The sequence below is a fragment of the Streptomyces sp. NPDC001828 genome (assembly GCF_042892175.1).
GTDB lineage: Bacteria > Actinomycetota > Actinomycetes > Streptomycetales > Streptomycetaceae > Streptomyces.
Genome location: NZ_JBIATV010000002.1, coordinates 134,473 through 146,574, shown reverse-complemented (window position 1 = coordinate 146,574; position 12,102 = coordinate 134,473). Strand labels below are relative to the sequence as shown.

Below are 12,102 nucleotides of genomic sequence, written 5' to 3'. Positions count from 1 at the left end.
GAGTTTTCTGCCCATGTCCTTCGACGACGAGAACCTGCCACTTCCCCCGAACACGTTCTGGTGGCACGCCTCCGTGGCCTTCCCCGCCCCACATGCGGACGCCGCACAGGCTCTGGCGACCGCGCTGGCCGGGCACCGCTTCCACTTCCTGCGCAAGGACGCCGGCGTGCGCTTGCGCACTGAACAGCCCGTCGGCGGCCTGCTGGACCAGCTCGTCGTCGATCGCGTGGTTACCGGCTGGACGGGCGGGGTCTACGAGCCGGAGACCTGTGCCTTCGGCGGTCCCGAAGGCATGGCGGTCGCGCACGACGTGTTCTGCGCCGACAGCCCGGCCGCACTCGCCGAGACTGGTACCCCCAGTACTCGCGAGCGCAGCGTGATGCTGCTGTCCGCCATGATCCGCGAGGCCGGGCTCGACCCGTTCGAAGCCGGAGACGTCTACGCCCAATGGGCCGCCCTGCGGCACCCCGTCACCGCGCCCCAGGGGCCCGCGCTGAAACAAGCCGTCTCCGCGATGCGACGGCTGATGAACGCCGACGCCGCCCGACGCCCGGACGCGGAAGCGGGTTGGGGCGAGAGGGTCGCGGCGTTCGAGGATGCCGGCCGACGCCTGCGCCGGCTCGCCGCCGACGGCCGACTGATACGGGGAATCCGGGGCGTCATCGCCCATCACGCGATCTTCGCGTTCAACCGCGCGGGCGTGCCTGCCGACGTGCAGGCCGCCACCGCGTGGCTCGGTCGTCGCGTCGCCTTCTCCACCGGAGAAGGCGCTGACGTGTCTACCCGCAAATCCGCCTCGGCGGACCCTAGCCTCCCTCGAATGGAGACCACCGTGACACCCGAAACCGACCCCGCCCAGCTGCGCGAAGCCCTCGCCCAGCGGCTCGTCGACAGCGGACACCTGCGCAGCAAGGCGGCCATCGACGCCTTCCGCACCACCGACCGGCACGCCTTCCTGCCCGGCGTCGACCTGGAGAGCGCGTACAAGGAGGACGCGGTCCCGATCAAGCACGACGAGCACGGGGAGATGATCTCCTGCATCTCCGCGCCGTCCATCGTCGCCACCCAGCTCGAACAACTCGGCGCGCAGCCCGGCCACAAGGTCCTGGAGGCGGGTGCCGCCACCGGCTTTAACGCCGCCCTCCTCGGGAAGATCGTCTTCCCCGGCGGGCAGGTGTGGACCCTCGACGTCGACCAAGACCTCGTCGCCGGCGCGGGCCAGCACCTCGCCGAGGCCGGCGTCGACAACGCCACCGCGGTGATGGCCGACGGCGCGGCCGGGCTGCCCGAGCACGCCCCATACGACCGGATCATCTTCACCGTCGGCGCCGGCGACGTCCCCGTGAAGATCCTCGACCAGCTCGCCCCCGGCGGGCGCCTGGTCCTGCCGATGCGGATCCGCGGCAGCATCTCCCGGAGCTTCGCCTTCGAACGCGACGGGGACACGTGGAAGACCGTCTCCTGCGAGATGGCCACCTTCATCCCGCTGCGCAAGGGCGTCTGCGACGACGTCTACACCCTCGTGCCGATGGCCGGCGACGGCAACGTGCGCCTGGAGACGTTCAGCGAGCAGGATGTCGACCGCGACGCCCTGTGTACCGTCCTCGACCAGCAGCAGACCAAGCTCTACACCGGGGTGAAGTTCCGCCAGGGCTCGGCCTGGGAGTGGCTGTACCTGTACCTCGCCTGCGTGCTGCCCAACGGCCTCTCCCGCCTGCCGGGCCAGCGCACCGGCTTCACCCCGCACTTCGGCTGGGGCTCCATGGCCGCCCTGGACGGCGGATCCCTCGCGTACCTGACCATCCGTGAGGGCGAGGACGAGAAGGGCCGGTACTGGGAGGTCGGCGTCATCGGCCACGGCTCGGGCGGCGCCGCCCTCGCGGAGCGCGTCGTGGACGAGATCCGCGCCTGGGACTCGAGTGGCGGCAACGACGCCCCCGAACCGGGCTTTCGGATGGCCGTCGCCGACTCGCGCGACCGGCTGACGGCCCACGATCCGCGCTTCGTCGTCGATAAGCCCTACAGCCGACTCGCCATCGACTGGGCGCGCAAGGGCTAGCCGATGATCCCCGCGATAGCCAGCCGCATTCCCCTGGTCCGCCGCACCAAGGCACCCGCGCTCCCGTTGGAGGAGCGCATCAACCACATCACCGGGCTGACCGTCGCACCCGCGGGTGCGAGCCACCACGATCTGGTGGCCCGCGCCTGCGGGGTCCTCAACTACGCCGCGCTCATCACCTCCGACATCGGGCTGGCCAACGAGGCGGAGGCTCTGTGCTGGCGTCAGCACCAGGTCTTCGCCGACGCCGGGCGCCTCAGCGGACAGATCGCCATCATGTCGCTGATGCCGCTGGTCAACCTCTCCCGGCTGCAGACCCGCGCAGGCGAAGGCGAGCGCGCCTACAGCCTGTTGCAGACCCTTAGCGACGCGGCCCGTCACCGGGCCAAGGCCGACATCGACGGCTGCACCGTCGACCTCTCGGCCCTGACCGATGCGGACGAAGATCACCGCACGGTGTGCCAGGAGCTGTACGTCTCCGTGCTCGTGGATGGTGCCCGCGCCCTCGCCTGCAACGGACGCTGGACCGAGGCCGCCGACGCGATGGCCCGGCACCGCGGCATCGGCAACCGCCTCCTCGACGGCCGCCAGATCAAGATCATGGCCCTGATGGAGCAGGACCTGGACCAGCAGGCCCGCGACCTGATCGACACCACCCAGCCAACCGAGCCCTGGGAGAGCGTCGTCGCCGGCCTCCTGCGTGCCCACTGCCACCCCGGCGCGGCACCGGTTTCCGACCTCGACCAAGCTCAGCGGGCGGTCGCCTCGTTCCTGGCCGCCCCCGGGCCCGCTCCGTACGCCGTGTTCCAGACCCGCACGGGCCTGGCAGCCCTGGACCTCGACGCCGGCGGGCCGCCCACCAGCGCACTCGCCTCGGCGCTCGCCGAGGCTGCCCGCCTCGACGCCTACGCCGCCCGGGAGGTACTGGGCCACCCCGTTGCCGTTGCCGCCTTGGGCGACCGGGCGACAGACGAACTGAAGACGGTGGTCACCGCAGCCGGGCTGGGATCCGGCGTCCTGTCCATTGACCACCGCGAGTCCCTGACGGGCGCAGTCGCGCAGGCGGAGACACAGCTGGAGGCGCTGCTGCGGTCCCAACCGGCCCCCAGGCCGGGGTGAAAGCCCGCCGGGGCCGCCACCCGTCGGCCGCGGTTTGGCGTTGTCGGCGATTCGGCCAACCTCTGCCCGCAGCCGCCCCAAGCCGGACCAGGGATCGGGCATCGGCGGAGGCCGCAGTTGCAGGAGATACCGCGTCTCCCAGCACGACCGAATGCCGTGTGTTCGATATCGCGTCCGCGTCGTTAGACCTCACGACTCAGCCGCAGCGACCGTCCTAGGGGGAACGATGACCTCGGCCATTACGCAGGATCAGCCGCCGCAACCGGAGAAGGGAACCACGCCGGACACCGAACCGCAGGACCTCGGTGTTCGAGAAGAGGAATACCTTTACCGCGACGAATCAAGACTGCAGGCCGGCTCCCTGCTGACCTCCCGCACCATGGCCCGACGCCTGCCCGCGCTCGTGCGGCGCTCGCTGCACATGGCCTGGCGCGTGGACCGCAGCGCGACCATCGGGCTCCTGGCGTGCCAGATCGCAACCGGCGTCCTCGCCGCCCTGGGCCTCCTGGCCGTCACCGGCACGATCAATGCCCTGATCGCCTCGGGCGACATCACCGAACGGCTGTGGGACGCCGCCCCGCAGCTGGCCGTCATCGCCGCCGCCGCGGGCCTTCGCGCGCTGCTGGGCATCACCGTGGTCTGGCTGACCGGCCGACTGCGTCCGGTCCTGGGCCGGGCCGCGGAAGTGACGATGATCGAGGCCGCGCTTGGCGCGGAACTGGCCGCCAACAACAAGCCCGGCTACAACGACGCCTACGACATCGCCGATCGTGGCGCGCAGGTCACCCCCGACCTCGTCGAAGAGGCGCAGGACGTCCTTGCGGCGACCGCCACCCTCGCCGCCGGCGCCACCGTCCTGACCGTCCTGCACCCCGTGCTTCTCCCCCTGCTCTTCCTCGCCTGCCTGCCGCAGGCTGCCGCGTACGTGCGCTCCGCTCGCGTGATCTACCTCGCCGGTCTGGAGACCTCCGGCCGGCGCCGGATGCTCGGCAAACTGCGGTGGCACATGGCCTACCAGGAGTCCAGCGAGGAGATGCGCGCCTGCCTTGCCGGTCCCTTCCTGATCGGCCGGTACCGCCGGTTGGCCGCCTCGGTCAACGCCGCCGAGCGCAAGGCCGCGAACACCGGCGCCTGGATGGGACTCGCCGGTGCCATGACGGGCGGGGTCGCCTCGGCCGCGGTGTGGGCGGCGCTGCTGTGGCTCCTGGCCTCCGGACGCATGAGCGTTGCGGCCGGCGGCGGCGCCGTCTTCGCCCTCCAGACCGCCACCGGCTCGGTGCGCGGCATCATCACCGGTGGCGCCCGCCTGGTCCGCACCGGCTGGTACGTCCAGGACTGGCAGAACTTCCTCGACAACGCCCACGGACAGGCCATGGCCGACTCCCGTGGCACCGCACCCGTGACCGCGGCCCCGGAACGCTTCGAAGTCCGTGACGTGACCTACCGCTACGACGGTGCCCCAAAGGACAGCCTGCGCGAAGTGTCCCTGCATGTGCGGCGGGGCGAGATCGTGGCGCTGGTCGGGGAGAACGGCTCCGGCAAGACGACCCTCTCCCGCCTGCTGTGTGGACTGCTGCTGCCCACCGCAGGCGAGGTGGCCTGGGATCACGCCTCCACCACGGACCTGGACCCCTGGAAATCGTGGGAGCACGTCGCGCTCGTACCGCAGAAGTTCACGTACCTGCCGCTGGCGATGCGCGACAACATCACCTTCGGGCAGGGCGACACCAGCGACGCGGCCCTGCTGGCCGCGTGCGAGGCATCGGGCGCCGCAGAGATGCTTCCCGGCCTTCGCTCAGGTCTCGACACCTTGTTGACCAGCGAGTGGTTCGGCGGACAGCAGCTCTCAGGAGGACAGTGGCAGCGCCTTGTTCTCACCCGGGCGTTCCACCGGCAGGCGTCACTGCTGGTGATGGACGAGCCCACGGCCGCTCTCGACGCCCGCGCCGAGCACCGGATCTTCGCCGGCCTGCGCGAACTCGCGAAGGACCGAGCCGTCCTGCTGATCACCCACCGGCTCACGAACGTGGCCGTCGCCGACCGCATCGTGGTGTTGGACGAAGGCCGGATCGTTCAAGAGGGCACCTACGCCGAACTCACGCAACAGCCAGGGCTGTTCCAGTCTCTCTGGGATCTGCAGCGTCGAATGAGCGGTGACTCTTCCTGAACGCTCCCCTGCACACCCGCCCAGCCACCGTCTCGGAAGGCAGAGAACGTGCCCTCTCCCGATCAAGATCCAGCCGCACCCCGCCATGCGTCCCCTGCAACAGGGGTCGGACGCCCCGACACCTGCCTCGTAGTGATCCGCGGGAACTCGGCGTCGGGCAAGTCGAGCGTGGCCCAGGGCCTGCGAGATCACTACGGCCGCGGCGTCGCCGTCGTCGGGCAGGACGTGATCCGCCGGAACGTGCTACGTGAGCACGACACCCCGGGCGCCACCAACATCGCGCTGCTCGGCAGGATCGTGCGTCACGCCCTGGACGCCGGCTTCCACGTCGTCCTCGAAGGCATCCTGTACGCCGATCGCTACAGCCACATGATCACGTCGCTGGTGCGGGACCACCGCGGCGTCTCCAGCTGCTACTACCTGGACGTGCCGCTGAAAACGACCCTGGCCCGCCACGCATCAAAGGCGGATGCCGCCTATCTGGAGCAGGTCACCGACGACCACCTCACTTCCTGGTACCGGGAGCTGGATCTGCTGCCCGGCGATCTGGAGACCGTGATCCCCGCCGACAGCACTCTGCAAGACACCGTCGCCCGGATCGTGCGTGAGACCGATCCGGCTGCCGCCCCACCACCGCAGTACAAGCCGTCACAGGGAGACGCAATGACCCCTCTGGTGCTGATGTCCGATCCGCAGGTCGCGGCGATCCCGGTGCGCGAGTGCGGCGAACCGCTCGTCGATGTACGCGATCACGACTTCCGGGTCGACCCCCGTAAGCAAGACCCGCTGGGCGCATTCGCTCACGTTCGTGAAGGCGTCCTCGCCCGGCTGAAGCACGCCCGCTCGCTCCTGCCCGCCGGCACAGACCTGCTGTTCGTCGAGGGCTACCGGCCGCTCTCTCTCCAGCAGCGCTACTTCAGTGAGTACCGCGACGAGCTGAAAGCAGCCCACCCCGGCTGGACACCTGAGCAGCTGCACCAGGGTGCCAGCCGGTACGTGTCGCCGCCGGAGATTGCGCCGCACTCCGCAGGCGCGGCCGTGGACGTGACCCTCGTCGACCAGGACGGTCACGAACTCGACCTCGGCACCCGAGTCAACGCCTCCCCGGAGGAGAGCGACGGTGCCTGCTTCACGCATGCCGCAAACCTCAGCGCACAAGCGCGCCATCACCGAGCTCTGCTGCTCAACGCTATGGAGAGCGCGGGCTTCACGAACTACGGGACCGAGTTCTGGCACTTCTCGGCGCAGGACCGGTACGACGCGTTGATGCGCCGAGAGCCGCACGCCCGGTACGGACCGATCGAACTGCCCTAGCGCACCGTCGCGCTCTCCACTTCCCCAACACCCGCTCCGAACATCAGGATCGCGGCCACCAGGAGGCAATCGTGCCCGCTGAGGACACCAACACCCGGGCCTGGCAGATCTATGGCCAGCGACAGCTCGCTCGCGCCTACACCCCGCCCATCCCCGACCAGCTCGGCTGGACGCCCTGGAAAGGGATCGGGCCGGGAGCAGAGGTCCTGGGTGACGTCGCCGGTCGCCGCGTTCTCGATATCGGGTCCGGAGCCGGCCATCACGCCGTCTACCTAGCCCAAGCCCACCAAGCGCGCGTCACGGGCATCGAGCTGTCCCCGACGCAGCACGAGCGTGCAGTCAGTTCCCACGCAGGCGTAGACGGGGTGGAGTTCGTCCACGCAGATGTCGCCGAGTACCTGGCGCGAGCCGAACCGTTCGACGCCGCGTACGCGGTGGGGACACTCGCCTTCATCGATCCGCACCGATCGCTGTCCGCGCTGCGCGATGGCCTCTGTCCCGGCGCCCCTCTGATCCTCTCTCTCCTGCACACGGACCTGCACGGTCACGGTCCGTCCACCGAGGTGGCGTCGCGCGAGCAGATGATCCTGCTGCGCGGCGATCCGCCGCTGCCGACCCAGATGTGGGTCCTGGCACCGCAGCTGTGGGAGGACCTGCTCGTCGAGAATGGCTTCCGCGTCGACGCCATCGATCTGTTCCCGCACCCCGACGAGGACGCCACCGTAATCCAGCAACTCATCTGCGCCCGGCGCCTCCCCGACCAGCCGGTACGCATCTCCAGCCGCCCCCGCAGCACCCGAGCGCCAGCCGCCCACGCGGCTGTCGGCGTCGGAGCGATTTTGCTCAGCGAGCAGAGCGTCCTGCTGGGCCGACACCGCCGCGGCACCCTCGAACTGCCCGGCGGCAGCGTGGAAGCCACGGGGGAGTCCTTCGAGGACGCGGTCGTTCGAGAACTCGCTGAAGAGACCGGCCTGGTTGCCCGGACCGGAGACGTTGAACTGCTGGGCACCCTCGTCGATCACGTCGAAGGCGTCCTGCGGGTCACCGTCGGTGCGCTCGTCCACGCCTGGCAAGGCCAGCCGGCCACGCAGCCGGAGGAGAGCGTCGGCGACTGGGCGTGGTACCCGCTCGATCAGCTTCCCGACGGCCTGTTCGTGTGCAGCGCCCAGATCCTCACCTCCTGGCGGCCCGATCTCCCGATCGATCACCCCCCGGCGCACTTCACTGCGTTCGCCGCTCCCAAGTAGGCGCCGCCTGCGCGACAGCCGCCACCGCCGCCTTCCCGCGGCACCACGTCCGTGCCACAGCCGGTAGCAACACCACTCCCCACAAAGCTGGAGTCCTTCATGCCGCAACTATCTGTACACCGGCCCATACCTGCGGCCAGCACCGTCGGCTCCGACCGACTGCGCGACCTGGAACAGGCGGCCCTGCGCCACGGGTTCCCCGTCGAGGACGTGCTGCTGATCGCCGTCAACCTGTTTGGCATCACCTCCGAGCACGACCGTCACCGAGCCCGGGTCAACCTCCGCCTCGTACGCCGCCCAGATATCGAGTGGCAGATCATCGTCCCGCTGAACCAACCGGCCAGTCCGTTCCGGCTCCGCGGCGACGAGCTGACGCTGAACGGTTCAGTGGTCGCGCACGTCGAGCGCATCGACGCCGACGAGGCCGTCGGCGGGTACTTCCGCAACCACGGCCGGGCGGCGACCCTCAACCCCAACGCCCGCAGCCGGTGCGTCGGGTGCGGCTGGTGCCCGAACACCCTGGAGGCCGCAGCCGACCCGAGGATGCAGGAGGACCAGGGGCTCGCTGCCCTGCTGCGGGCCCTCCGCGAGCAGCACCCCCGACGCAACCTGGCCGAGCTGAAGGAGGTCACCGTCTCCACCGGCTGCTTCGAGCGTGAGGGCGCGGCCGTCGCACACCTGACCGCCCTGCGACCCGCCCTGGAGCGGGCCGGCGTCACGGCCCGGATCGGCTTCCTCACCTCCGTGCTGCGCAGCAACGAGGCGTTCGAGACCATCGCGTCGCAGGTGTCGCCGTTCGTGCTCCGGCTGACGACCGAACACTTCACCCGGCGCGAGGCACTGATGAAGGCGACCAAGGCCGATCTCCGGACGGAGCAGATGCCGGACCTTCTGTCCCGAGCGCGCAAGTCGGGGCTGGACACCTCGTACACCTACATCGTCGGTCTTGACCCCATGGATGACCTTGAGCGCGGGGTGAACGAACTGGCGGGTGAAGTCACCGCGTTCCCGAACATCCAGGTCTTCCAGGCGCACAACCTGATCATGCAGGGGATGCGGACTCCGGGCGCAGAGAGCCTGGAGTTCTACCTGAAGGCGCGCACGGTGATCGAGCGAGCCATGACGACGACCGGACTGCGGCCGGTGGGCTGGGAGTGCTATCGGCCGTTGTGGTACTTCACCTTCGCAGGAGAGGCCCTGGTCGATGACCCTCGCTGACGCGGTCATTGAGCGGGTGCGGGTCGAGCGCCTCGACGAGAGCGTGGCGGGCAGGAAGGCGGGCGACAGCCGGCACGCGGTAGTGGTCGAGGCCCGCGGCGTGAGCGGGGTGTTTGCCCCGATCGACGAGCTGCCCGCCGCGCTCATAGCGACACGGCTCGGCCAGAGCGCGCTGCGGCACCCGGTAACCGACCACACGGGCCTGGTACATGGGCTCTTGGCCCAGCTCGGTCCGCACGCTGCGGGGCTCGGCCGGTGGGCGGTCGGGGCGCTGGACTGCGCGGTGTGGGACTTGCACGGCCGCCTCGCGGACCTCCCGGTCGCGGCCCTCCTCACCGACCGGCCCGCACCGCGGGTTCCGGTCTACGCCTCGTGGCTCTCACTGGACCTGTCTGCCGACTCTGCCGCCGAGTCCGTCAAGGCGACCGCCGGCGAGGGGTACGCCTTCACTAAGTGGGGCCTACGCGGCGGTGCCGATTCCGCCGAGATGGTGGTGCTGACCGAACGCGCGGCGACATGGGCGGGGCACAGCGTGGCGGTGGACGCCCTGGGCACCTGGGGACACCTGCGGACCATGGAAATATCGCCGCTCCTCACACCACAGACGGTGCGCTGGGTGGAAGACCCCCTCCCGCGCACCGACCAAGCCGCGTACCAATACCTGAAGCAATACGCGCGAGGTCTTCGGATCGCTTTCGGCGAGCGGCTGCACCACGCGGAGGACGCCAGGGCCCTGCTGGAGCACTGCCGCCCGGAGGCGTTCACGTTCGACGCAGTGTGGTGCGGAGGGATCACCGAAGCGCGCACCTGGCTGGGGGCCGCTCACGACGCGAACGTTCCTGTACACCTGCACGGCCGGGCGTTCCTGCCCGCCGTACATCTGGCAGCCGCCTTCCCAGACAAGGCGAGCGCGGTGGAATACCAGGTCGTATGGGAGCCCCGCAGGCAGCAGGCGCTGCACGGCACGCTCCGGCCGGACGGTGGCCATGTCTCGCTTCCTGACCGGCCTGGCCTCGGAATGGGGGTGCGTCGGTAATGCCCCGACACGAGGGCGAGTTAGCGGTCCACGGCCGACTGGAAGGCCGCGAAGGGACGATGCTGCTCGTCGTGGACACGCCGCTCACCGGGCACGACACGTTCCTATCCACAACCCTTCGCCTTGACCAACCAGTACACCTGCCCGAACTCCCCGTCCGGATCCTCACGTTCGACGATGTCACCGTCCTCGCGCCCCTCCTGCCCGTAGCCCTTCAGGGGCAGGCTGGCGAGGAGTGGAGCGGCACCCTGCTGATTCCGCACGGCGCCCGCCCGCCGGCAATCCCCGAGGACCTCGCCCAGGCGGCTGCCGAAGCCGGCGTCGACACCGGTCGCTGGTCGCCAGCTGAGGCCCGGCACCTGCTGACCTTCCTCGCCGAAGCCGGGTCCGCATCCGTGCGCGCCGAGCGTATCGCCATGATCATCACGACTTTGGGAAGCCGTCCGTGAACGCGGCGCCGGTGCGACTGGTGAGCCTCGATGTCGGGTACACCCTGGGCGAGCCGTCCGGGACGACGCTGACGCAGCGCCTGGTGGAGCTGTCCCCCCGCCCGGCGCGGGAGGCGAAGCAGGTCGCCCAGCGGATCCTGCACGCCCTGGACCCGAGCACCGATACGACGGGGCCGCAGACGGTGTGCGCCGCCCTGGGCATCTCGCCGTCCGCCTTCCCACACGACCACCGTCCGCCCGCCTTCTCCCTGTGGCCCGGCGCGGTGAAGGCGGTGGCGCGGATCGCCCGGGTCGTGCCGGTGGTCACCCTGTCGAACGTGAGCCACTGGGACGAACGGGAGACCGACGTCGCCGCCCTTCTCGCCCCCCACCTGCGGGCCCATCACCCCTCCTGGCGCATCGGGTTCGCCAAACCGGACCCGCGCGCCGTGGAGACTGTTGCCCGGCTGCACGACCGGGATCCCGCGGAGGTGCTGCACGTCGGCGACAGCCTCGACTGCGACGTGCGCGGCGCCCTCGCCGCCGGAGCCCAGGCTCTGTGGATCACCCCGCGCCCGCCGTCAACCGAAGCCCTCCGGCTGCTGGCCGAGCACCCCGGCCGGGTCACGGTCGTACCGGACCTCGCCCGCGCGGTGCAGCACATCGAACAGACCCTTTCCTCGTCCACCCCTTCCACCAGGAGCGCCACCCCGTGAGCCAGTTCGACACCACCGCCCCGTTCTACGCCGCCTACCGGCCCGGCATCCCGAAGGAGGCCGTCGAGCTGCTCGCCCGGCGGGTGGCCGGCCAGGAGCATCGTGCTTTGCTCGACCTCGGGTCCGGCACCGGGCAGGTCCCCCTCGCCCTGGCCGAGACGATGACGGAGCTCGACGTCGTCGAGCAGGACGCAGGGATGCTCGCCGAGGCGGACAAGGCACTGGCCGGGCTGCCGGTCACCGTCCGCCTGCACAACACCCCGGCCGAGCAGTTCACCCCGCCCGCCTCCTACCGGGCCGACCTGGTCACGGTCTGCCGCGCGTTCCACTGGATGGACCAGGACGTGGTGCTGTCGCGCCTGGAGGGCATGACCGCGCCGGACGCGACCGTCGCGGTCATGGGCGACGGCAGCCTGTGGACCGCGCGCACCGCGTGGACCGACGCCCTGCGCGACCTGATCCAGGAGTACCTGGGCCAGGAGCGGCGGGCCGGGGCGGGCAAGACGTACGCGGCGCACAACCGGCCGTACCGCGAGATCCTCGCCGAGTCCGCCTTCGGCCAGGTCGAGGAGCACACGATCGCCGTCGAGCGGGAGTGGACCACCGACATGGTGATCGGCTACCTGTACTCGACCTCCTTCGCCGCCCGGCCGCTGTTCGGCGAGCGGGTCGAGGACTTCGAGCGCCGTGCCAGGGCTCTGCTCGACGAACACACCGCCGTCGGCGGTCTGACCGAGCACGCCTCCTTCCAAGTCGTCCTCGGCCGGCGCGGCTGACCCGCTCCCCCCTTCTTCGCCG

The 12,102-nt window shown here is 70.4% G+C and carries 10 protein-coding genes; all 10 read left to right on the top strand.

Annotated elements, in window-relative coordinates:
* The first annotated feature begins 13 nt into the window (after positions 1–13).
* The 10 genes from fxlM (at position 14) to ACFYZA_RS07555 (ending at position 12,080) form a co-directional block, all read left to right on the top strand.
* Positions 14–2,059, top strand: a complete 2,046-nt coding sequence (gene fxlM / locus ACFYZA_RS07600) for a methyltransferase, FxLD system (RefSeq protein WP_388488301.1) — start codon at positions 14–16, stop codon at positions 2,057–2,059.
* A 3-nt stretch (positions 2,060–2,062) separates the two neighbouring features.
* The gene (locus ACFYZA_RS07595; RefSeq protein WP_388488298.1) at positions 2,063–3,178 is read left to right on the top strand and encodes a hypothetical protein; all 1,116 of its coding nucleotides are present in this window, start codon (positions 2,063–2,065) and stop codon (positions 3,176–3,178) included.
* Positions 3,179–3,404: 226 nt separating this feature from the next.
* Positions 3,405–5,345, top strand: coding sequence for an ATP-binding cassette domain-containing protein (locus ACFYZA_RS07590; RefSeq protein WP_388488295.1), 1,941 nt, complete (start codon positions 3,405–3,407; stop codon positions 5,343–5,345).
* Positions 5,346–5,477: 132 nt separating this feature from the next.
* The gene (locus ACFYZA_RS07585; protein WP_388488293.1) at positions 5,478–6,659 is read left to right on the top strand and encodes a M15 family metallopeptidase; all 1,182 of its coding nucleotides are present in this window, start codon (positions 5,478–5,480) and stop codon (positions 6,657–6,659) included.
* Positions 6,660–6,730: 71 nt separating this feature from the next.
* Positions 6,731–7,906 carry an NUDIX domain-containing protein gene (locus tag ACFYZA_RS07580; protein WP_388488291.1) on the top strand — a complete coding sequence of 392 codons (1,176 nt, stop codon included), beginning with the start codon at positions 6,731–6,733 and terminating at the stop codon, positions 7,904–7,906.
* Positions 7,907–8,005: 99 nt separating this feature from the next.
* Complete coding sequence (locus ACFYZA_RS07575; RefSeq protein WP_388488290.1) at positions 8,006–9,124, top strand: hypothetical protein; 1,119 nt, start codon at positions 8,006–8,008, stop codon at positions 9,122–9,124.
* On the top strand, positions 9,111–10,160 hold the full coding sequence (locus ACFYZA_RS07570) for an enolase C-terminal domain-like protein (protein WP_388488288.1): 1,050 nt from the start codon (positions 9,111–9,113) through the stop codon (positions 10,158–10,160). Before ACFYZA_RS07575 ends, ACFYZA_RS07570 begins: the two co-directional genes overlap by 14 nt.
* 59 nt (positions 10,161–10,219) lie before the next feature.
* Entirely contained in the window at positions 10,220–10,609 is a 390-nt protein-coding gene (locus ACFYZA_RS07565) for a hypothetical protein (protein WP_388488285.1), read from the top strand.
* On the top strand, positions 10,606–11,304 hold the full coding sequence (locus tag ACFYZA_RS07560; RefSeq protein WP_388488283.1) for an HAD family hydrolase: 699 nt from the start codon (positions 10,606–10,608) through the stop codon (positions 11,302–11,304). Before ACFYZA_RS07565 ends, ACFYZA_RS07560 begins: the two co-directional genes overlap by 4 nt.
* The gene (locus tag ACFYZA_RS07555; RefSeq protein ID WP_388488280.1) at positions 11,301–12,080 is read left to right on the top strand and encodes a class I SAM-dependent methyltransferase; all 780 of its coding nucleotides are present in this window, start codon (positions 11,301–11,303) and stop codon (positions 12,078–12,080) included. The genes ACFYZA_RS07560 and ACFYZA_RS07555 overlap by 4 nt, the downstream gene beginning before the upstream one ends.
* Positions 12,081–12,102: the final 22 nt, after the last annotated feature.

Bases quoted from the DNA above. Each gene is read 5' to 3' on its own strand.
- fxlM (WP_388488301.1), top strand. From the start codon at position 14: ATGTCCTTCGACGACGAGAACCTGCCACTTCCCCCGAACACGTTCTGG.
- ACFYZA_RS07595 (WP_388488298.1), top strand. From the start codon at position 2,063: ATGATCCCCGCGATAGCCAGCCGCATTCCCCTGGTCCGCCGCACCAAG.
- ACFYZA_RS07590 (WP_388488295.1), top strand. From the start codon at position 3,405: ATGACCTCGGCCATTACGCAGGATCAGCCGCCGCAACCGGAGAAGGGA.
- ACFYZA_RS07575 (WP_388488290.1), top strand. From the start codon at position 8,006: ATGCCGCAACTATCTGTACACCGGCCCATACCTGCGGCCAGCACCGTC.
- ACFYZA_RS07570 (WP_388488288.1), top strand. From the start codon at position 9,111: ATGACCCTCGCTGACGCGGTCATTGAGCGGGTGCGGGTCGAGCGCCTC.
- ACFYZA_RS07565 (WP_388488285.1), top strand. From the start codon at position 10,220: ATGCTGCTCGTCGTGGACACGCCGCTCACCGGGCACGACACGTTCCTA.